Here is an 18,077-nt window from a genome sequence, read left to right on the forward strand (position 1 = left end):
CAATCATTAGCACGGTACAACCGATTGTGCCGCGGCGTCAGCGCATGAGAGGCAGATCGCCCTCGTCGTGGGTGTGGTCGCAGCCGGGGACGAGGCAGCGCGTGTCGGTCGGGCTGTCGGGATCGGCGAACTGGGTGTGGTGCAGGGTGGCGTAGCGCCCCTCGACCGCCAGCAGCTCGGCGTGCGTGCCCTGCTCGGTCACCCGTCCCGCCTCGACCACCGCGATCCGGTCCGCGGCCCGGATGGTGGACAGCCGGTGCGCGATGACGATCGCGGTGCGCCCCACCAGCGCCTCGGCCAGCGCCTCCTGCACCGCGGCCTCGGACTCCGAGTCGAGGTGGGCCGTGGCCTCGTCGAGCACGACGACCGGGGGGCGGGCCAGCAGCAGGCGCGCGATCGTGAGCCGCTGCCGCTCGCCGCCGGAGAGCCGGTAGCCGCGCTCCCCCACGACCGTCTCCAGCCCGTCCGGCAGCTGGTCGAGCAGCTCGCCGAGCCGGGCGCGGCGCAGGGCCTCGCGCAGCTCGTCGTCCGTCGCCTCGGGGCGGGCGTAGCGCAGGTTGGCCGCGATGGTGTCGTGGAAGAGGTGGCCGTCCTGCGTCACGACGCCGACGGTGCCGCGCAGGGCCTCGAACGTCAGGTCCCGCACGTCGACGCCGCTGAGCTCGACGGCCCCGGAGTCGACGTCGTAGAGCCGCGGGAGGAGCGAGGCGATGGTCGACTTGCCCGCCCCGGACGCCCCGACGAGCGCGAGCAGCGAGCCCGCCGGCACCTCCAGGTCGATGCCGTGGAGCACCTCCCCCGGCGCCCGGCGGTCCAGCACGGCGACGTCCTCGAGCGATGCGAGCGACACCTGCTCGGCCGTCGGGTAGGAGAAGTGCACGTCGCGGAACCGCACCGACACGGGACCGGGCCGCAGCCCGCGGGCGCCCGGCCGCTCGGTGATCATCGGCTGCAGGTCGAGGACCTCGAAGACCCGCTCGAAGGCGACGAGCGCGGTCATGACGTCCACCCGGGCGTTGGCCAGCGCGGTCATCGGCGTGTAGAGGCGCGTGAGCAGCAGGGCCAGGGTGACGACGGTGCCCGGCTCGATCTGCCCGGTGACCGCCAGCCATCCGCCGAGGCCGTAGACCAGCGCCTGGGCCAGCGCCGACACCAGCGACAGGGAGGCGACGAAGACCCGGGAGACCATCGCCGTCCGGACCCCGATGTCGCGGACCCGCTCGGCGCGCTCGCCGAACTCCCGCGCCTCCTCCCGCGGCCGCCCGAACAGCTTGACGAGCGTGGCGCCGGCCGCGGAGAACCGCTCGGTCATCTGCGTGCTCATCGAGGCGTTGAGGTTCGCCGAGTCCCGCCGCAGGTCGGCGATCCGCCGGCCCATCCTCCGGGCGGGCAGCACGAAGATCGGCAGCAGGAGCAGCGCGAGCACCGTGACCTGCCACGCCAGCCCGATCATCACGGCGAGCGCGAGGGTCAGCTGGATGACGTTGGAGAGGACGCTCGCCAGCGTGGTCGTGATCGCCGACTGCGCGCCGATGACGTCGTTGTTGAGCCGGCTGACCAGCGCGCCGGTGCGGGTGCGCGTGAAGAACGCGATCGGCATCCGCTGCACGTGCGTGAACACCGCCGTGCGCAGGTCGACGATCAGGCCCTCGCCGATGCGGGCGGAGAACCAGCGGGCGCCGAGCCCGATCAGCGCCTCGCCCACGGCGAGCGCGGCGATGGCCAAAGCCAGCGTGACGACACTGCGCGCGGCGCCGGACCCGCCTGCGACGATCGCGTTGACGACCCGCCCGGCAAGGATCGGGGTGACGACGCCGATCACGGCCGTACAGGTCGTGAGCAGCAGGAAGGCCAGCAGCCAGCGACGGTAGGGGCGGGCGAACGCCCAGATCCGCGGGATCGTGCCCTTGGCGACGGAGCGCGGCGCGTCCGCCGCGCGCGTCATCCCGCGCATGATCGTGAAAGGCCTGTCCACACACCTCACCCGGACTGCATCACGGAACCATAAGGCGAATTTCCGTGCTCATCGCGCGCATTATGGTTCCACAATGCGTTCCGAGCGCCCGATTCGCGTCGTTACGGTTCCATGATGCGCCCCGGCCCGGGTGCACGCGCGCCGACCCGCCGCCGTGCGCAGCGGACGGTGGCGGGCGCGCGTGACGTGTCTCTGTGCGTGACGTACAGGGCCGCGCTGTGGCGCTACTTCTTCTTGGTGCGGGTCGCCCCGCCGCGGCCGCGGAGCGTCACCCCGGTCTCGCTGAGTACACGGTGCACGAAGCCGTAGGACCGTCCGGTCTGCTCGGCCAGGGCGCGGATGCTGGCGCCCTTCTCGTACTTCTTCTTCAGATCGGTGGCGAGTTTGTCCCGCTGGGTGCCCGTGATCCGGGCGCCCTTCTTCAGGTCGGCCACGACACTTGACCTCCTCTGCCCCACCGCGGAACCCCGCCCGCGGACCGGAGCCGCCGATCGGCTCGTCGGTGCGAGCCATGATGATCCTTCTGTCGAGATGTGGCCAGCGCAACATCCCGCATGATCGGTGAACGGTTCCCCCGTTCGGATCACGCGGACGGGTGATCGCTACGGGCCCTCTCGCGACGGTGAGGTCACCTCCGCGTCACGGGCGGATGGCCTACGCCAGCTGGACGAGTTCCAGGTAGTCCGCCGACCAGTGGTCCTCGGTACCGTCCGGAAGCACGATCACCTTGTCGGGTTCGAGTGCCTCGACGGCACCCGGGTCGTGGGTGACCAGCACGACGGCCCCCTCGAAGCGGCGCAGCGCGTCGAGCACCTGCTCCCGGCTGGCCGGGTCGAGGTTGTTCGTGGGCTCGTCGAGCAGCAGGACGTTCGCCGCGCTGGAGACCAGCCCCGCCATCGCGAGCCGGGTCCGCTCGCCGCCGGAGAGCGTGCCCGCCGGCTGCTCCAGCTGCTCGCCGGAGAACATGAACGTGCCCAGGACCGTGCGGAGCTGCTGCTCCGGCGCGTCGGGTGAGGCGTGCCGGATGTTGTCCCAGACGCTGGCGTCCATGTCGAGCGTGTCGTGCTCCTGCGCGAAGTAGCCGGTGCGCAGCCCATGGCCCGGCACGACCCCGCCGGAGTCCGACGTCTCGGTCCCGGCCAGCAGCCGCAGCAGGGTGGTCTTGCCGGCGCCGTTGAGTCCCAGCACCACGACCTTGGTCCCGCGGTCGACGGCCAGGTCGACGCCGGTGAACACCTCCAGCGACCCGTAGGCCTTGGACAGGTTCTCGGCGGTGAGCGGCGTGCGCCCGCACGGGGCCGGCGTGGGGAACCGGATCTTGGCCACCCGGTCCGCCTGCCGCTCGGGCTCGAGCCCGGCCAGCAGCTCGTCCGCCCGGCGCGCCATGTTCTTGGCCGCGACGGCCTTGGTGGCCTTCGCGCCCATCTTCGCGGCCTGGGCGTGCAGCGCCGAGGCCTTCTTCTCCGCGTTGGCCCGCTCGCGGCGGCGACGCTTCTCGTCCGTGGCGCGCGCCTCGAGGTAGCGCCTCCAGGTCATGTTGTACTGGTCGACCTCGCCGCGGGTGGCGTCGAGGAACCACACCTTGTTCACCACGGCGGCCAGCAGGTCGGTGTCGTGGCTGATCACCACGAGCCCGCCCTCGTGGGACTGCAGGAACCCGCGCAGCCAGGTGATCGAGTCGGCGTCGAGGTGGTTGGTCGGCTCGTCGAGCAGCAGCGTGGTGGCGCTCTGCGAGCCGCCGTCCGACGCCGCGAACAGGATCCGGGCCAGCTCGACGCGCCGGCGCTGCCCGCCGGACAGGGTGGCGATCTGCTGGTTCAGCACCCGCTCGGGCAGCCCGAGGTTGGTGCAGATCCGGGCGGCCTCGCTCTCGGCGGCGTACCCGCCGAGGGCGGCGAACCGCTCCTCCAGCCGCCCGTACTCGCGGACGGCCTTCTCGTTCTCCGGGCCGTCGACCAGCTCGGCCATCGCGGTCTGGACCTTCTCCAGCTTGCGCAGCAGCTCGTCGAGGCCGCGCGCGGAGAGCACCCGGTCCTTCGCGGTGACGGAGAGGTCGCCCTCCCGCGGGTCCTGCGGGAGGTAGCCGACGGGCGAGTTGCTGGTGACGGTGCCGCCGTAGGGCTCGCCCTCCCCCGCCAGCACGCGCATGGAGGTGGTCTTGCCGGCGCCGTTGCGGCCGACGAGGCCGATCCGGTCGCCGGGCTGGACGCGCAGGGTGGCACCGGACAGCAGGATGCGGGAGCCGGCGCGCAGCTCGAGGTCGGTGGCGGTGATCATGAGAAGGACTCCGGGGACGGGGTCGGACGAGGAGGGCGGCCTGCGGGCACACGTGTGCCCGGGCGCGGCGCCTACTCGATCAGGATCACGCCACCAGGCTACCGGCACGCGCACCCCGATTTCCCCCGTAGGGTCACCGCCATGACCGAAGTCACCGCCGACGGCACGGGGGACCTCGCCGGTCGCGCCGCGCTCGTCACGGGCGCCAGCCGCGGGATCGGGCTCGCGGTTGCCGCCGAGCTGCTGTCCCGCGGCGCGTCCGTCGCGATCACCGGCCGCAAGCTCCCCGACCTCGAGGCCGCGGCCGCGGAGCTCGGCGCGCCGGGGCGCGTGCTGACGATCGCCGGCAACGCGGGCGACGCCGCCCACCGCGCGGAGGCGGTCACGCGGACCGTCGAGGAGTTCGGCAACCTCGCGATCCTCGTGAACAACGCCGGCATCAACCCTCAGTACGGGCCGCTGGTCGACGCCGACCTCGGCGCGGTCTCGAAGATCTTCGACGTCAACGTGGTCGCCCCGCTGGGGTTCGTGCAGCTCGCGTACCGGGCGTGGATGCGGGAGCACGGCGGCGCGGTCGTGAACGTCGCGTCGATGGCGGGGATCCGGGCGACCGGCGTCATCGGGGCGTACGGGGCGTCGAAGGGCGCGCTGATCCGGCTCACCGAGGAGCTGGCGGGCCAGCTCGGCCCGGGTATCCGGGTCAACGCCGTGGCCCCCGCCGTCGTCAAGACGCGGTTCGCGGCCGCGCTGTACGAGCGGGACGAGGAGGGCGTGGCGAACCGCTACCCGATGAAGCGGCTCGGCACCCCCGAGGACGTCGCCGCGGCCGTCGGGTTCCTGGTGTCCGACGCGTCGGGCTGGATCACCGGCGAGACCGTCCGGCTCGACGGCGGCGCCCTGGCCTCCGGGGGGAACGGCTGAACGTGCGGGAGCCCGCGGCAGGGACGGCGCACGTCCCGGCCCTTCCCCCGGGCGCGGTCGACGTGCTGGTCGCCGGCGGCGGCCCGGCCGGGCGCGCGCTCGCCGCCGCCTGCGCGCGGACCGGGCTGCGCACCGCTCTCGCCGACCCCGCCCCGGACCGCCCGTGGCGCGCGACCTACGCGGCGTGGGCGGGCGAGCTGCCGGCGGACCTGCCGGCGGAGGTGGTGGCGACGCGGGCGCGGGGCCGTGCCGTGGCGCTCACCGAGCACCGGCTGGGCTGGGAGTACACGGTGCTCGACACCGCGGCCCTGCGCGCCCACCTCGACGCCGGGCTGACCGGCGTGACCGTCCACCGGGCGAAGGTGGTGGGCAGCGAGCCGGGGTACGCCCGGCTGGCCGACGGGCGCATCCCGGCGCGGCTGGTCGTCGACGCCACGGGGCACCGCCGGGACCGTCGTCAGGCCGCGGAGCAGACCGCGTACGGGCTGGTCGTCGACGAGACCGTCGCCGCCCCGCTGGTGGCGCCCGGCGAGGCGCTGTTCATGGACTGGCGGCAGGACCACGGCCGGCCCGCCGGCGCCTGGCCGACCTTCCTCTACGCCGTCCCGCTCGGCGGGGGCCGGGTGTTGGTCGAGGAGACCTCCCTCGCCCGTCGACCCGGGCTGCCCCTGCCCGAGCTGCGCGAGCGGCTGCACGCCCGCCTCGCGCACCGCGGGGTGCACCCGCCCGCCGCCGCGGAGGAGGAGCGCGTCCGCTTCCCCGTCGAGGGGCCCATCGGCGCGACGCTCGCCCCCGGGCCCGCGTTCGGTGCCGCGGGCGCGCTGGTCCACCCCGCCACCGGTTTCTCGGTGGCGACCGCGTTGCGGCTGGCCCCGCTGCTCGCGGCGGCACTCGCGGGGTCCGCGCCCCGGCGCGCGGCGCGGTCGGTCGTGTGGCCGGCGCAGGCACGCGCGGTGCACGTGCTGCGGCACCGCGGCCTGGAGGCGCTGCTGCGGATGCCGCCGGACCGGGTGCCGGCCTTCTTCGAGGCGTTCCTCGGCCTGCCCGCGCACCACCGCTGGGCCTACCTCACCGGCCGCGCCGACCTGCCCGGCACTGCGGCCGCGATGCGGGCGCTCTGGGCGCGGGCGGACTGGCCGTTGCGCGCCCGGCTCGTGGGTCCCGCGCTGCTGCCCCGGGCCCGGTCCGCCACCACCGGGTGACGATCGCGAGTCGGGGCAGGTCAGCGAACTACCCGCCGGTAATCTGCCGGGACCATCGTGTGACCGATTCCCCGGAGGGCACATGTCCGCCTACACCACCGTCGTCGTCGGCACGGACGGATCCCCGACCTCGTACGTCGCCGTGGAGCGCGCGGCGGCCGTCGCGCGCGACTCCGACGCCGAGCTCGTGCTCGTCTCGGCCTACACGCCGGCCTCCCGCGAGGACACCCTCGAGGCCGAGGACGCGCTCGGCGCGGAGGCCTACCAGGTGCGTGGCTGGTCGCCCGCCGAGGAGGCGCTGCGCACCGCCGAGGACAAGGCCGCCGCGGTCGGCGCCACCAAGATCACCAAGGTCGCCGAGGACGGCGCCCCCGCCGACGTGCTGCGCAAGGCGGTCAAGGAGCACGACGCCGACCTGCTCGTGGTGGGCAACAAGGGCCTCAACACGCTCAGCGGCCGCATCCTCGGCTCGGTCCCGTCCGACGTCGCCCGCCGCTCCGGCGTCGACGTCCTGATCGTGCACACCACCTGAGCAGCCCGTGAGCGAGGGCTGGGTCCGGGACCTCGAGGCGTTCCTCGCGGCCGCGGACCGCGGCGAACGGCGGCGGCTCGACGAGTCCACCGCACTCGTCACGGCGCTCGAGGAGATCGTCCTGGGCGGCCCGCGGCGGCACACCCGCGCCGAGGTCGTCGAGCTGGCCGGCCTCTCCGACGAGGAGGGCGTGCGGCTCTGGCGGGCCCTCGGCTTCCCCGAGGTGCCCGACGACGCGGTGTTCTTCACCGACCGGGACGTCCAGGCGGCGTCGATGCTCGGCCGCGACCCCGCGGCGGCGGCCATTCCCGCCGACGTCCGCGAGGCGATGCTGCGGGCCGTCGCCCAGTCGGTCTCGCGGCTCGCCGAGTGGCAGATCGGCATGCTGGCCCGGATGCTGGCCGACCGCGCCGGGCAGGTCTCCGCCGAGCAGGCCGTGGAGTTCACCGCCGGGCTGCTGCCGCAGCTCGAGCTGCTGCAGGTCTACATCTGGCGGCGGCACCTGGCCGCCACGATGTCCCGGTTCGTGGTCGGCGGGATCCAGGACGACCCCGCCGCGGACACCGCCGCCGAGACCCGCACCCTCAGCGTCGGGTTCGCGGACATGGTCGGCTTCACCCGCACCACGCGCCGGCGCTCCCCCGCCGAGCTGTCCGAGATGATCGAGCACTTCGAGGCCAGCACGACGGACGTGATCACCGAGTGCGGCGGGCGGCTGGTCAAGACCGTCGGCGACGAGGTGCTGTTCGTGACCGACGAGCCCGCCGAGGCCGCATGGCTCGCCCTGCGGCTGCGCGACCGGGTGCGCCGCGAGCCCTCGCTCCCCCGGCTCCGGATCGGGCTCGCCGCCGGGGACGTGCTGCTGCGCTTCGGCGACGTCTACGGCGAGCCGGTCAACATCGCCGCCCGGCTCACCACCCACGCCCGCCCGGACACGGTGCTGGTCGACCGCGAGGTCGCGCACGGGATCGAGGGCGACGAGCGGTTCAGCGTGCGCCGGCTCAAGCCCCTGCAGGTCCGGGGCTACCGGCACCTACAGCCCTACCTGCTCCGCGAGCGCGGCGACGGCGCCTGAGCTCATGGAACCATGACGCGATTCTCGACCCGTCCTGGACGCAGCATGGAACCGTAATGCGCTTCACAGTCGACTCCGCCGCACTATGGAACCATGATGTGCGATCGTCGGCCGTTCCTGCGCATTACGGTTCCATAGTGCGATTGCTCAGACGCGGAAGCCGAGGGCGCGCAGCTGCTCGCGGCCGTCCTCGGTGATCTTCTCCGGACCCCACGGCGGCATCCAGACCCAATTGATCGTGATGTCCTCGACCAGGCCGCCGGTGCTGCCGCCGGTGAGGGCGGAGCGGGCCTGCTCCTCGATCACGTCCGTCAGCGGGCAGGCCGCCGACGTCAGGGTCATGTCGATGATCGCCTTGTTGTCCTCGACCTTCAGGCCGTAGACCAGGCCCAGGTCGACGACGTTGATCCCGAGCTCGGGGTCGACGACGTCGCGCATGGCCTCCTCGATGTCGTCGAGCGAGGGGCCCTCGCCGGCGGCCTGCGCGGCCGGCGGCTCCGGCATGCCGGCCGCCCCTCGGACGATCTCCGCGTCGGTCGTCCCGGCGGTGTTGTCGCTCATGCCTCCTCCTTCACTCGCGCCACCGCGTCCTTGAACGCCATCCAGCCCAGCAGAGCACACTTCACGCGCGCCGGGTACTTGGAGACCCCGGCGAACGCGATGCCGTCGCCGATGACCTCCTCGTCGCCCGCGATCTTGCCGCGGCTCTGCGCCATCTCCTGGAAGGACTCGAGGATCCGGAACGCCTCCTCGACGCTCTTGCCGACGACGAGGTCGGTGAGCACCGACGTCGACGCCTGGCTGATCGAGCAGCCGAGGGACTCGTAGGACACGTCCTGCACGGTCCGGTTCGCGCCGTCCCCGTCGAGCTTGACCCGCAGGGTCACCTCGTCCCCGCAGGTGGGGTTGACGTGGTGGGTCTCCGCGTCGAACGGGTCCCGCAGGCCGGCCCCGTGGGGCTGGCGGTAGTGGTCCAGGATGATCTCCTGGTACATCTGTTCGAGCTGCATCACGCGACCCCGAAGAACTCCCGGGCGGCCCGCACGCCGTCGGCGAGCTGGGCCACCTCCTCCACCGTGGTGTACACGTGGAAGGACGCCCGGACGGTCGCCGCGATTCCGAAGCGCCGGTGCAGCGGCCAGGCGCAGTGGTGCCCGACCCGCACGGCGATGCCGCGGTCGTCGAGCACCTGCCCGACGTCGTGCGCGTGCACCCCGTCGACCACGAACGACACCGCGCCGCCCCGCTGCTCGAGCGAGTCCGGCCCGATGATCCGCACGCCCTCGACCTCGCGCAGCGTGTCCAGCGCGACCCCGGTCAGCTCCCGCTCGTGCGCGAAGACCGCGTCCATGCCGATCGCGGACAGGTAGTCCACGGCGGCGCCCAGGCCCACGGCCTGCGACGTCATCGGCACGCCGGCCTCGAACCGCTGCGGCGGCGGCGCGTAGGTCGAGCCCTCCATCCGCACCATCTCGATCATCGAGCCGCCCGTGATGAAGGGCGGCATCGCGTCGAGCAGCTCGGTGCGGCCGTAGAGCACGCCGACCCCGGACGGGCCGAGCATCTTGTGCCCGGAGAAGGCGGCGAAGTCGACGCCGAGCTCCGTCAGGTTGACCGGCATGTGCGGCACGGACTGGCACGCGTCGAGCACCGTGAGCGCGCCGACGGCCTGCGCCCGCCGCACCAGCTCCTCGACCGGGGCGATGGAGCCCAGGACGTTGGACTGGTGGGCGAAGGCCACGACCTTGGTGCGCTCGGTGAGCTCCAGCGAGTCGAGGTCGATCCGGCCGTCCTCGGTGACCGAGTACCAGCGCAGGGTCGCGCCGGTGCGCCGGCACAGCTCCTGCCAGGGCACCAGGTTGGCGTGGTGCTCCAGCTCGGTGACGACGATCTCGTCCCCGGGCCCGACCGCGAACCGCTCCGACTCCGGGCCGAGGCCCGTGCGGATCGACGAGTTGCTCATCGCGTACGCGACGAGGTTGATCGCCTCGGTGGCGTTCTTGGTGAACACCAGCTCCTCGGGCTCGGCACCGGTGAAGACGGCGATCTTCGACCGCGCGGCCTCGTAGTCGTCCGTGGCCTCCTCGGCGAGCTGGTGCGCCCCGCGGTGCACCGCCGCGTTGTGCGTCTCGAGGAAGAGCCGCTCGGCGTCGAGCACCTGGCGCGGGCGCTGCGACGTGGCGCCCGAGTCCAGGTAGACCAGCGGGCGCCCCTCGCGGACGGTGCGCGACAGGATCGGGAAGTCGTCGCGGATTGTGGCGACATCCAGACCCGCCGCGGAGGGGGTCTGAACGGCGGTCATGACGCGGCCGCCGCCACGAAGCGCTCGTAACCGTTCTTCTCGAGGTCGTCGGCCAGCTCGGGGCCGCCGGACTCGACGACCCGGCCGGCGGAGAAGACGTGCACGAAGTCCGGCGTGATGTGCTGCAGGATCCGCGTGTAGTGCGTGATCAGCAGGACGCCGTTCTCGGGCGAGCGGTAGCGGTTGACGCCCTCGGACACGACCCGCAGCGCGTCGACGTCGAGGCCGGAGTCGGTCTCGTCGAGGATCGCGATCTTCGGGTTGAGCAGGGCGAGCTGCAGCACCTCGTGGCGCTTCTTCTCGCCGCCGGAGAAGCCCTCGTTGACCGAGCGCTCGGCGAACTCCTCCTTGATGTCGAGGTCGGCCATCGCGCCCTTGACCTCCTTGACCCATGTGCGCAGCTTCGGCGCCTCGCCGCGGATCGCGGTGGCCGCGGACCGCAGGAAGTTCGCCATCGACACGCCGGGCACCTCGACCGGGTACTGCATGGCGAGGAACAGGCCGGCGCGGGCCCGCTCATCAACGGTCATGTCCAGCACGGACTCTCCGTCGAGCAGCACCTCACCGGAGGTGATCTCGTACTTCGGGTGGCCCGCGATCGCGTAGGCGAGCGTGGACTTGCCGGAGCCGTTCGGCCCCATGATCGCATGGGTCTCCCCGGCCTTCACGGTCAGGTCGACCCCGCGCAGGATCGGCTTCGGACCGTCGTCGGTGTTGACCGACGCGTGCAGGTCCTTGATCTCCAGGGTGGACATCGCTGTTCGGAACTCCTGTGGTGGGAAGGGGCTAGACGCCGGTGACGGCGAGCTCGGCCTCGATGGCCGCGTCGAGCCGCTCACGCAGCGCCGGGAGGGCGCCTGCGCCGTGGGTCGGGATGCGCTGCAGGATCTCGCCGAAGAACGCGCGGACCACCAGGCGCCGGGCCTGGTCGTCGGGGATGCCGCGGCTCTGCAGGTAGAACAGCTGCTCGTCGTCGAACCGGCCGGTCGCGCTGGCGTGACCCGCCGACACGATCTCGCCGGTCTCGATCTCCAGGTTCGGCACCGAGTCCGCGCGGGCGTGCTCGGTGAGCACCAGGTTGCGGTTGAACTCGAAGGTCTCGGTGTTCTCCGCGGCCGCCTGGATCAGCACGTCGCCGATCCACACGGTGTGCGCGTCCGTGGTGCCCGCGCGGCCCTGCAGGGCGTTCTTGTAGAGCACGTTCGACTTGCAGTGCGGCACCGCGTGGTCGACCAGCAGGCGCTGCTCGAGGTGCTGCCCCGCGTCGGCGTAGCCCAGCCCGACCAGGTCGACGTCGCCGCCCGGTGCCCGGTAGGTCACCGTCGGGCTGACGCGGACGAGGTCCCCGCCGAGCGAGACCGAGACGACCCGGAGGGTCGCGTCCCGGCCGATCGACAGGTGCTGCGCCGACACGTGCACGGCGTCGTCCGCCCACTCCTCGGTGACCACCAGGGTCAGCCGCGAGGAGTCCGCGAGCACGACCTCCAGGTTGTCCGCCAGCACGCCGGACCCGTGGTGCTCGAGCACCACGGTGGCCTCCGCGAACGGGGTGGTGCGCAGCTGCAGGTGCCCCGCGGCCGTCGAACCGGCGCCGGGGCCGTGGACGGTGATCGTGAGGGGTTCCAGGGTGCCGTCGAACGTGACGACGGTGGCCTCGGCGAACGCCGACCAGGCCTGGGCGGCCACACGGTCGGCGGGGACGCCGCCCTCGCCGATCCGCGCGTCGTCCCGCCCGACGGTCTCCACGGTCACGCCCTCGGCGGCCGGCACCGTGACCGGCGCCCGGCCGTCGAGCGCCGCGCTGCCGTCGTGCAGGCCCTTGAGGCGCTTGAGCGGGGTGAACCGCCAGTTCTCCTCGCGCCCGCCGGGGACCTCGAAGGCCTCGACGTCGTACGAGGTGAAACGCTCACCGGCGGAGAGGACGGGCTTCTCGCCCTGCCCCTCCTTCGCGCCGGCCAGCTCGGGGGCGAGCCCCGCAACCTCCGGGGCGTTGCTCGGAACCGTCATCCGACGGAACCCTCCATCTGCAGCTCGATCAGGCGGTTCAGCTCGAGGGCGTACTCCATGGGGAGCTCGCGCGCGATGGGCTCCACGAACCCGCGCACGACCATCGCCATGGCCTCGTCCTCGGTGAGACCGCGGCTCATCAGGTAGAAGAGCTGGTCGTCCGACACCTTCGAGACGGTGGCCTCGTGGCCCATCTGCACGTCGTCCGTGCGGATGTCGACGTACGGGTAGGTGTCGCTGCGGCTGATCGTGTCGACCAGCAACGCGTCGCACTTGACCGTGCTCTTCGAGTTCTTGGCCCGCGGGTTGACCCGGATCAGGCCGCGGTATGACGTCCGGCCGCCGCCGCGCGCCACCGACTTCGAGATGATCGTCGACGACGTGTTCGGCGCGAGGTGCGTCATCTTGGCGCCCGCGTCCTGGTGCTGACCCTCGCCGGCGAACGCGATGGACAGGACCTCGCCCTTGGCGTACTCGCCCATCAGCATCACGGCCGGGTACTTCATGGTCACCTTGGAGCCGAGGTTGCCGTCGACCCACTCCATGGTGGCGCCCTCTTCGGCCTTGGCCCGCTTGGTGACCAGGTTGTACACGTTGTTCGACCAGTTCTGGATGGTCGTGTACCGGACCCGGGCGTTCTTCTTGACGACGATCTCGACGACCGCGGAGTGCAGCGAGTCCGACTTGTAGATCGGCGCGGTGCAGCCCTCGACGTAGTGCACGTACGAGCCCTCGTCCGCGATGATCAGCGTCCGCTCGAACTGGCCCATGTTCTCGGTGTTGATCCGGAAGTAGGCCTGCAGCGGGATCTCGACGTGCACGCCCGGCGGGACGTAGATGAACGAGCCGCCCGACCACACGGCGGAGTTCAGCGCCGAGAACTTGTTGTCGCCGCTCGGGATGACCGAGCCGAAGTACTCCTGGAACAGCTCCGGGTGCTCGCGCAGGCCGGTGTCGGTGTCCAGGAAGATGACGCCCTGCTCCTCCAGGTCCTCGCGGATCTGGTGGTAGACGACCTCGGACTCGTACTGCGCGGCGACACCAGCGACCAGGCGGGCCTTCTCGGCCTCCGGGATGCCCAGCTTGTCGTAGGTGTTCTTGATGTCCTCGGGCAGGTCCTCCCAGCTGGAGGCCTGCTTCTCCGTGGACCGCACGAAGTACTTGATGTTGTCGAAGTCGATTCCGGAGAGGTCGGAGCCCCACCGCGGCATCGGCTTGCGCTCGAACAGGTCCAGCGCCTTGAGCCGGAAGTCGAGCATCCACTGCGGCTCGTTCTTCAGGCGGGAGATGTCGGCCACCACGTCGGCGGACAAGCCGCGACGGGCGGACGCGCCGGCGACGTCCGGGTCCGACCAGCCGAAGTCGTACCGGCCGAGCGTCGCGAGCGTCTCCTCCTGCGTGAGCCCTGGCTTCACCTCAGGAGTGGTCGTCATGAAGACTGCCTCCCTCTCGGGGACGTGGTGGTCGCTTGCTGCCCCAACGGTCCCGGGCGCTGCCCGGTACGGAGGCGTTCGGGAGCCTCCGGGAACACGGTGGGGACGTGGGTGGTGCACGCGGAGTCGCCGCGCGCGATGGTGGCCAAGCGTTGCACGTGCGTGCCGAGGACCTCCGCGAAGGCCGCGGTCTCGGCCTCGCACAGCTCCGGGAACTCCGCCGCGACGTGGGCCACCGGGCAGTGGTGCTGGCACAGCTGCACGCCGTGCCCGGCCTCGCGGGCCGCCGCGGCGTAGCCCCGCGACGTGAGCACCTTCGCCAGCGCCTCGGCCCGCTCCTCCGGCGTGCCGGCCGCGTGGATCTCGTCCTCGGCGCCGCCGAGGAGCTCGTGCACGCGCGAGCGGGCGAACTCGCCGACGGCCTGCTCCCCCGCGTGTGCCGCGAGGAACCGCAGGGCCGAGGTGGCGAGGTCGTCGTAGCCGTGCCCGAAGCGGACCCGGCCGGCGTCGGTGAGCAGGAAGTGCTTGGCCGGACGGCCGCGCGAGCGCCGGGTGCGCCGCGGCGCGTCCCGGGTCTCCGCCTCGCCGTCGGCGATCAGCGCGTCCAGGTGCCGGCGCACGGCGGCGGCCGAGAGCTCCAGCTCGGCGGCGACCTCCGCGGCCGTGATCGGCCCCTGCTCCAGCAGGAGCCGGGCCACGGCCAGCCGCGTGCGGCCCTCGGCATGGGCGGGGACGTGCGCCGCGTGCCCGGCCGGTGCGGGCACGGCGACGGCGGACGCCTGCGGCGCCCGGGTCGTGGTGCTCGGTCCGGCTGTTTTCACAACACCAGTGTTGCGTATATGCCCCGGCGCGGCAAAGGCGGCCCCCGGGCAGGTGATCGGACTCACCATGGGCACCGGTCCGGTGCCGTTCGTCCGCCCGTGGCGGGCCGTCCGCAGTGCCGGGAGCCCGACTCCGGGAGGTCGTCACGAGGCCGGTCGATACGCTCCCGGCATGGCCGCCCCCGCCCTGGACCCGGCCGGGTCGCCGCCGGTGGACCGGCCCGTCGGGGCCGATCCGGCCCGGCTCGCCCGGCGGCTCGGGCTCACCGGCGCCCTGCTGATGGCCGTCGGCGCCCTGGGGGCCGGGGCACTGCCCGTCCCCAACCCGCTGAACGGCCTGCGGCTGATCGGCCTTCCCTCCCGCAACGCCACGCTCGCGATCGCCCTGACCTACGCCGGGATGGGCATGCTCGTGCTCGCCTGGTTGTGGATCGGTCGGATGCTCTCGGCGCGCGGCGCGGTGCCGCCCGCGCCGGACCGGCTCTCCCTCGGCCGGGCGGGGATCCTCTGGGCGCTGCCGCTGGCCGTCGCGCCGCCGATGTTCTCCAAGGACGTCTACAGCTACCTCGCGCAGTCGGCGATCGTGGCCCGCGGCCTCGATCCGTACGTCCTCGGTCCGGCACAGGCCCTCGGCGTCGACGACCCGCTGACGCGCACGATCCCCACGATCTGGCGGGACACACCGGCGCCGTACGGGCCGCTGTTCCTCGTCGTCGGGCGCGGGATCACGGCCCTGACCGGCAACGACGTCGTGGTCGGCGTCCTGGCCCACCGTGCGCTGGCGCTGGGTGGCGTGGCCCTGGTCCTGTGGGCGCTGCCGAAGCTGGCCCGCCGCTGCGGCGTGGAACCCGGCCTTGCGCTGTGGCTCGGCGCGGCCAACCCGCTGGTGCTGTTCCACCTGGTCAGCGGCATCCACAACGAAGCCCTGATGCTCGGCCTGCTGCTCGCCGGCCTGTACCTGGCGCTCGGCGAGCGGGACGTGCCGGTCCCCTGGCCCCGGTGGGTCGCGGGCGCGGTGCTCATCACGCTGGGCGCCTCGGTGAAGCTGCCCGCCCTGCTCGCCCTCGGGTTCCTCGGGATGGACCTGGCCCGGCGGTGGGGCGGGCGGGTCCGGGACGTCGTGGCCGCGGCCGCCGCCCTCGTCGGGGTGGCCGTCGCGGTCTACGCCGTCATCGGCGTCGGCACCGGGCTGGGCTTCGGCTGGATCTCCACCCAGGGCACGGCCAACACCATCCGCAGCTGGATGTCGCTGTCCACGGACCTCGGCCAGCTCTCCGGGCAGATCGGCATCCTCGCGGGGCTCGGCGACCACACCGACACCACGCTGACCATCACCCGTGGGCTCGGCGGGCTCGCCGCCGCGGTCGCCTGCGGGTGGTTGCTGTGGCTGTGCCTCAAGGGCCTGGTCGACCCGGTGACCGGCGTGGGCGTCGGGCTGGGGGCCGTGGTGCTGCTGGGGCCGGTGGTGCACCCCTGGTACCTGTTGTGGGCCGCGATCCCGCTCGCCGCCACCCGCGGCATGCCGCGCTACCGGCGCTTCGCCCTGGCCGCGTCGGCGGTGATCGCGCTGATGGTCCCGCCCACCGGGGCGGACTTCAACTTCCGGGCCTACCAGCTGCCGTTCGGGATCGTCGCGGGCGCCGTGATCCTGCTCGTCGGGTTGCTGCTGGTCCGGGGCGCCCTGCGCCGCGAGGCGGCCCGCGATCCGGGTGCCGCGCCCGCCGCCCGGACCCCTGCCTAGACTCGTCGGCTGTGCAGATCCCCCCGTCGGCCCGGTCGGGCGAGGCCGCTCCGGACCCTGCCGCGCCCGTCGCGGAGTCCGCGGCGGACATCGCCGTGTCCGTGCGCGGCCTGGTCAGGCGGTTCGGCGCGACCACGGCCGTCGCGGGGCTGGACCTCACGCTGCGCCGCGGCTCGGTGCTCGCGCTGCTCGGCCCCAACGGCGCCGGCAAGACCACCACGATCGAGGTCTGCACGGGTTTCCTGCGCGCCGACTCCGGTGAGGTCCGCGTCCTCGGGCTCGACCCGGCGGGCGCGCCCGACGCGCTGCGCGCCCGGATCGGGATCATGCCGCAGGGCGGCGGTGCCTACCCCGGCGTCAAGGCCGGCGAGATGCTGCGCGTGGTGGCGGCCTGCGCCGCGAACCCGCTCGACCCCGCCTGGCTGATCGACGTCCTGGGCCTCTCCGGTGCCACCCGCACCCCCTACAAGCGGCTCTCCGGCGGCCAGCAGCAGCGGCTCGCGCTGGCGTGCGCGGTCGTCGGGCGGCCCGAGCTCGTGGTGCTCGACGAGCCCACCGCGGGCATGGACCCGCAGGCCCGCCGGGTGGTGTGGGAGCTCGTCTCCGCGCTGCGCCGGGACGGGGTCGCGGTCCTGCTGACCACGCACCTCATGGAGGAGGCCGAGGCGCTGGCGGACGAGGTCGTGATCGTCGACCACGGCCGGGTCGTCGCCGCCGGCAGCCCGGCGGAGCTCACCTCGGGCGGGGACGAGCAGGAGCTGCGCTTCCGCGCCCGCACCGGCATGGACGTCGAGGCCCTCACCGCCGCGCTGCCCGCGGGCTACCGCGCGGCCGAGACCGTGGCTGGCCGGTACGTCGTCCGCGGGCGCATCGACCCGCACGTCCTCTCCGCGATCACCGGCTGGTGCGCGGGCCAGGGCGCCCTCGCCGACGACGTCCAGGTCGCCCGGCGCAGCCTCGAGGACGTCTTCCTGGACCTGACCGGACGGGAGCTGCGGTCGTGAGTGAGCTCTTCGCACCCGGCACGTTCACGCCCGCGCCCGGGCGGGGCCGGCTCGGCCGGATGCTGCTGGCCCAGGCCGGCACCGAGACCCGGCTGGCGCTGCGCAACGGCGAGCAGGTGCTGCTCACCCTGCTGATCCCGGTCGTGCTGCTCGTCGGGCTGTCGGTGCTGAAGGTCGTCCCGCTGCCCGAGCCGCGGGTGAACTCCGTGGTGCCGTCCGTCCTGGCGCTCGCGGTGATGTCCACGGCCTTCACCAGCCAGGCCATCGCACTGGGCTTCGACCGCCGCTACGGCGTGATCCGGCGGCTCGCCGCCACCGCGCTGCCCCGGTGGCTGCTGGTGGCCGGGCGGCTCGCGGCCGTGCTGGCCGTCGTCGTGGTGCAGCTGGTGATCCTCGGGGTGGTCGCGGCGCTGCTCGGCTGGCGCCCCGACGCCGCCGGCCTGGGCTGGGCCCTGCTGATGGTGCTGCTGGGCTGCGCCGCCTTCGGCGCACTGGGGATCCTGCTCGGCGGCACGCTCCGCGCGGAGATCGTGCTCGCCGTCGCCAACCTCGTGTGGTTCGTGCTGCTGCTCGGCGGCGGCATCGTGATCCCGCTCGACCAGCTGCCCGCCGGGATCGCCACGGTGGCGGCGGCGCTGCCGTCCGGAGCCTTGGCCGAGGGCCTCCGCGCGCCGCTCGTGGCGGGAACCGCGCCCGGGGTCGGCCCGGTCCTGGTGCTGGTCGCGTGGGCCGTCGTGGCCGGCGGGGTGGCGGTGAAGGCCGTCCGGCTGCGCTGAGGCGCATCTTC

17 protein-coding genes are annotated in these 18,077 nt (G+C 73.3%); 7 read left to right on the forward strand and 10 right to left on the reverse strand.

Annotated elements, in window-relative coordinates; genetic code table 11:
• Positions 1 to 37: 37 nt before the first annotated feature.
• From ACQP04_RS19095 to ACQP04_RS19105, 3 genes are all read right to left on the reverse strand, one after another.
• Positions 38 to 1,954 carry an ABC transporter ATP-binding protein gene (locus ACQP04_RS19095; RefSeq protein WP_433508396.1) on the reverse strand — a complete coding sequence of 639 codons (1,917 nt, stop codon included), beginning with the start codon at positions 1,952 to 1,954 and terminating at the stop codon, positions 38 to 40.
• A gap of 245 nt (positions 1,955 to 2,199) precedes the next feature.
• On the reverse strand, positions 2,200 to 2,409 hold the full coding sequence (locus tag ACQP04_RS19100; RefSeq protein WP_028932228.1) for a helix-turn-helix domain-containing protein: 210 nt from the start codon (positions 2,407 to 2,409) through the stop codon (positions 2,200 to 2,202).
• Between the two features lie 220 nt (positions 2,410 to 2,629).
• Positions 2,630 to 4,252 carry an ABC-F family ATP-binding cassette domain-containing protein gene (locus tag ACQP04_RS19105; protein ID WP_433501930.1) on the reverse strand — a complete coding sequence of 541 codons (1,623 nt, stop codon included), beginning with the start codon at positions 4,250 to 4,252 and terminating at the stop codon, positions 2,630 to 2,632.
• 141 nt (positions 4,253 to 4,393) lie between these two features.
• Here ACQP04_RS19105 and ACQP04_RS19110 point away from each other — a divergent pair, with 141 nt between their 5' ends.
• The 4 genes from ACQP04_RS19110 to ACQP04_RS19125 all read left to right on the forward strand — a co-directional run bounded on the left by ACQP04_RS19110 (position 4,394) and on the right by ACQP04_RS19125 (position 7,982).
• Positions 4,394 to 5,173: an SDR family oxidoreductase gene (locus tag ACQP04_RS19110; RefSeq protein WP_433501931.1), complete on the forward strand. Its 780-nt coding sequence runs from the start codon at positions 4,394 to 4,396 to the stop codon at positions 5,171 to 5,173.
• Positions 5,174 to 5,175: 2 nt separating this feature from the next.
• Positions 5,176 to 6,375, forward strand: a complete 1,200-nt coding sequence (locus ACQP04_RS19115) for a lycopene cyclase family protein (RefSeq protein WP_433501932.1) — start codon at positions 5,176 to 5,178, stop codon at positions 6,373 to 6,375.
• 82 nt (positions 6,376 to 6,457) lie between these two features.
• The gene (locus ACQP04_RS19120) at positions 6,458 to 6,907 is read left to right on the forward strand and encodes a universal stress protein (RefSeq protein WP_037038748.1); all 450 of its coding nucleotides are present in this window, start codon (positions 6,458 to 6,460) and stop codon (positions 6,905 to 6,907) included.
• A 7-nt stretch (positions 6,908 to 6,914) separates the two neighbouring features.
• Positions 6,915 to 7,982: an adenylate/guanylate cyclase domain-containing protein gene (locus ACQP04_RS19125; RefSeq protein WP_433501933.1), complete on the forward strand. Its 1,068-nt coding sequence runs from the start codon at positions 6,915 to 6,917 to the stop codon at positions 7,980 to 7,982.
• A gap of 147 nt (positions 7,983 to 8,129) precedes the next feature.
• Here the strand turns inward: ACQP04_RS19125 and ACQP04_RS19130 are convergent, their stop codons facing one another.
• The 7 genes from ACQP04_RS19130 to ACQP04_RS19160 are packed head-to-tail and all read right to left on the reverse strand — an operon-like array spanning position 8,130 to position 14,488.
• Complete coding sequence (locus tag ACQP04_RS19130; protein ID WP_433501934.1) at positions 8,130 to 8,543, reverse strand: metal-sulfur cluster assembly factor; 414 nt, start codon at positions 8,541 to 8,543, stop codon at positions 8,130 to 8,132.
• Positions 8,540 to 8,992 carry a Fe-S cluster assembly sulfur transfer protein SufU gene (gene sufU / locus ACQP04_RS19135; protein ID WP_037039267.1) on the reverse strand — a complete coding sequence of 151 codons (453 nt, stop codon included), beginning with the start codon at positions 8,990 to 8,992 and terminating at the stop codon, positions 8,540 to 8,542. Before sufU ends, ACQP04_RS19130 begins: the two co-directional genes overlap by 4 nt.
• Entirely contained in the window at positions 8,992 to 10,284 is a 1,293-nt protein-coding gene (locus tag ACQP04_RS19140) for a cysteine desulfurase (RefSeq protein WP_433501935.1), read from the reverse strand. The genes sufU and ACQP04_RS19140 overlap by 1 nt, the downstream gene beginning before the upstream one ends.
• Complete coding sequence (gene sufC, locus ACQP04_RS19145) at positions 10,281 to 11,039, reverse strand: Fe-S cluster assembly ATPase SufC (protein ID WP_433501936.1); 759 nt, start codon at positions 11,037 to 11,039, stop codon at positions 10,281 to 10,283. Before sufC ends, ACQP04_RS19140 begins: the two co-directional genes overlap by 4 nt.
• A 31-nt stretch (positions 11,040 to 11,070) precedes the next feature.
• Positions 11,071 to 12,291 (reverse strand): Fe-S cluster assembly protein SufD, encoded by a 1,221-nt coding sequence (gene sufD, locus ACQP04_RS19150; RefSeq protein ID WP_433501937.1) that lies wholly within the window; start codon positions 12,289 to 12,291, stop codon positions 11,071 to 11,073.
• The gene (gene sufB, locus ACQP04_RS19155) at positions 12,288 to 13,724 is read right to left on the reverse strand and encodes a Fe-S cluster assembly protein SufB (RefSeq protein WP_433501938.1); all 1,437 of its coding nucleotides are present in this window, start codon (positions 13,722 to 13,724) and stop codon (positions 12,288 to 12,290) included. The genes sufD and sufB overlap by 4 nt, the downstream gene beginning before the upstream one ends.
• Positions 13,721 to 14,488, reverse strand: a complete 768-nt coding sequence (locus ACQP04_RS19160) for a helix-turn-helix transcriptional regulator (protein WP_433501939.1) — start codon at positions 14,486 to 14,488, stop codon at positions 13,721 to 13,723. Before ACQP04_RS19160 ends, sufB begins: the two co-directional genes overlap by 4 nt.
• Before the next feature lie 229 nt (positions 14,489 to 14,717).
• Here ACQP04_RS19160 and mptB point away from each other — a divergent pair, with 229 nt between their 5' ends.
• From mptB to ACQP04_RS19175, 3 genes are all read left to right on the forward strand, one after another.
• Entirely contained in the window at positions 14,718 to 16,286 is a 1,569-nt protein-coding gene (gene mptB, locus ACQP04_RS19165) for a polyprenol phosphomannose-dependent alpha 1,6 mannosyltransferase MptB (RefSeq protein WP_433501940.1), read from the forward strand.
• 89 nt (positions 16,287 to 16,375) lie between these two features.
• Entirely contained in the window at positions 16,376 to 17,290 is a 915-nt protein-coding gene (locus ACQP04_RS19170; RefSeq protein WP_433508397.1) for an ABC transporter ATP-binding protein, read from the forward strand.
• A 59-nt stretch (positions 17,291 to 17,349) separates the two neighbouring features.
• Positions 17,350 to 18,066 (forward strand): ABC transporter permease, encoded by a 717-nt coding sequence (locus ACQP04_RS19175; RefSeq protein ID WP_433508398.1) that lies wholly within the window; start codon positions 17,350 to 17,352, stop codon positions 18,064 to 18,066.
• Positions 18,067 to 18,077: the final 11 nt, after the last annotated feature.

The organism is Pseudonocardia halophobica, from assembly GCF_050948485.1.
Lineage (GTDB): Bacteria > Actinomycetota > Actinomycetes > Mycobacteriales > Pseudonocardiaceae > Pseudonocardia > Pseudonocardia halophobica.

Excerpts from the sequence above, each read along its gene's own strand:
- ACQP04_RS19140 (WP_433501935.1), bottom strand. The coding sequence starts at position 10,284 with ATGACCGCCGTTCAGACCCCCTCCGCGGCGGGTCTGGATGTCGCCACA.
- sufD (WP_433501937.1), bottom strand. The coding sequence starts at position 12,291 with ATGACGGTTCCGAGCAACGCCCCGGAGGTTGCGGGGCTCGCCCCCGAG.
- mptB (WP_433501940.1), top strand. The coding sequence starts at position 14,718 with ATGGCCGCCCCCGCCCTGGACCCGGCCGGGTCGCCGCCGGTGGACCGG.
- ACQP04_RS19095 (WP_433508396.1), bottom strand. The coding sequence starts at position 1,954 with ATGCGCGGGATGACGCGCGCGGCGGACGCGCCGCGCTCCGTCGCCAAG.
- ACQP04_RS19105 (WP_433501930.1), bottom strand. The coding sequence starts at position 4,252 with ATGATCACCGCCACCGACCTCGAGCTGCGCGCCGGCTCCCGCATCCTG.
- sufU (WP_037039267.1), bottom strand. The coding sequence starts at position 8,992 with ATGCAGCTCGAACAGATGTACCAGGAGATCATCCTGGACCACTACCGC.
- sufC (WP_433501936.1), bottom strand. The coding sequence starts at position 11,039 with ATGTCCACCCTGGAGATCAAGGACCTGCACGCGTCGGTCAACACCGAC.
- ACQP04_RS19120 (WP_037038748.1), top strand. The coding sequence starts at position 6,458 with ATGTCCGCCTACACCACCGTCGTCGTCGGCACGGACGGATCCCCGACC.
- ACQP04_RS19175 (WP_433508398.1), top strand. The coding sequence starts at position 17,350 with ATGCTGCTGGCCCAGGCCGGCACCGAGACCCGGCTGGCGCTGCGCAAC.
- ACQP04_RS19130 (WP_433501934.1), bottom strand. The coding sequence starts at position 8,543 with ATGAGCGACAACACCGCCGGGACGACCGACGCGGAGATCGTCCGAGGG.
- ACQP04_RS19110 (WP_433501931.1), top strand. The coding sequence starts at position 4,394 with ATGACCGAAGTCACCGCCGACGGCACGGGGGACCTCGCCGGTCGCGCC.
- sufB (WP_433501938.1), bottom strand. The coding sequence starts at position 13,724 with ATGACGACCACTCCTGAGGTGAAGCCAGGGCTCACGCAGGAGGAGACG.